Annotated in this window: 2 pseudogenes; both read left to right on the top strand. The window is 62.1% G+C overall.

What is annotated here, in order from left to right:
• Nucleotides 1-371 (top strand): annotated as a pseudogene (locus tag NKH17_RS33310) (S-(hydroxymethyl)glutathione synthase); the annotation flags it as partial.
• A 636-nt stretch (nt 372-1007) separates the two neighbouring features.
• Nucleotides 1008-1106, top strand: a pseudogene (locus NKH17_RS33305) (IS5/IS1182 family transposase); the annotation flags it as partial.

The following is a 1106-nucleotide window of genomic DNA, read 5'->3' as shown; positions in this document are numbered from 1 at the left end:
CCGGTACAAACGACGTGACGGTGACCGAAAACGGCGACAAGCTGAAGGTGGTCGATCCGGGCGCGCTGATCCTGCGCCATGCCTGCACCGGCTGCGGCGTCCATATGCACGGCCCGGTCGAGCGCGACCACGCTTTCAAGGGGCTGTCCTTCATCCATCCGGAACGCTTCCAGGAGGATGGCTGGTCGCCTCCGGGCTTCACCGCCTTTGTCTCGTCGATCATTGAATCCGGTGTCGATCCGAGCCGCATGGACGGCATAAGGTCACAGCTGAAGTCGATCGGGCTCGAACCTTATGATTGCCTCAATCCCGGGCTGATGGACTATATCGCCAGCTGGACGGCCAAGAGATCCGGCGCGTTGCCGGCCTAACGACTGATCAGATACTATCTTTTGGGGCCGGGCGAAATCGCCCGGTCCCAGGCGTTGGAACGAACGCAGGCGAGCGCGTCGACGGACACGCTTCGTAAGTCATTGCCGACGTGCTGTCAGCCTCGGGGGGCGTTGGGTTCAACGGGAATACGCTGAAATTGGTCCAACCGGGTCGTATGGCTTCAAGATCAGCGACTGCGATCAGTTGGTTCTGGCTTGGCGCGGCCCAGATCGTCGACTAGCTTGGATATCGCGGGCAAAGTCGCGCCCAAAGCTGCGGCAACGTGGTGCTCCTTATCAGTACGATATCGAGCGCTAGCGGGGCTTGAACGGCAGCACCATCAGCTTGCTGCGTTTTGTCCAGGAAACCGGCCCGTAACCAGCGCGACCCCAGACCAGCCGATACCATCGGTGCGGCCGCGAACAAGGCGGGCGTCGGGGAAGCGTCGTGTGGCGGCCGGCAACAGTGCGAAAGCCGGCGGTCACTGGCTGTCACGCGAAGCCGGAAGTCGGTCACGACTGTCTCTGTTTCAACGGATCCGTCGCCGGCACATTCGGCCGATTGGGGCACCGGGGCAAGGCATTGCATTTCAGAACGGCCACATCTGCCGCGTGGCGCCGCGGAAATCATGGGCGGAACTGGCCGCGCAGGGCGGCGAAACGGACAATCTGATGATCGATGCCACCCATCTCAAAGCGCATCGCACTGCCGCCAGCCTCCTTAAAAAGGGGCTC

Source organism: Mesorhizobium sp. M1334 (assembly GCF_040317995.1).
Lineage (GTDB): Bacteria > Pseudomonadota > Alphaproteobacteria > Rhizobiales > Rhizobiaceae > Mesorhizobium.
This window is presented reverse-complemented; position numbering and strand designations above follow the sequence as displayed.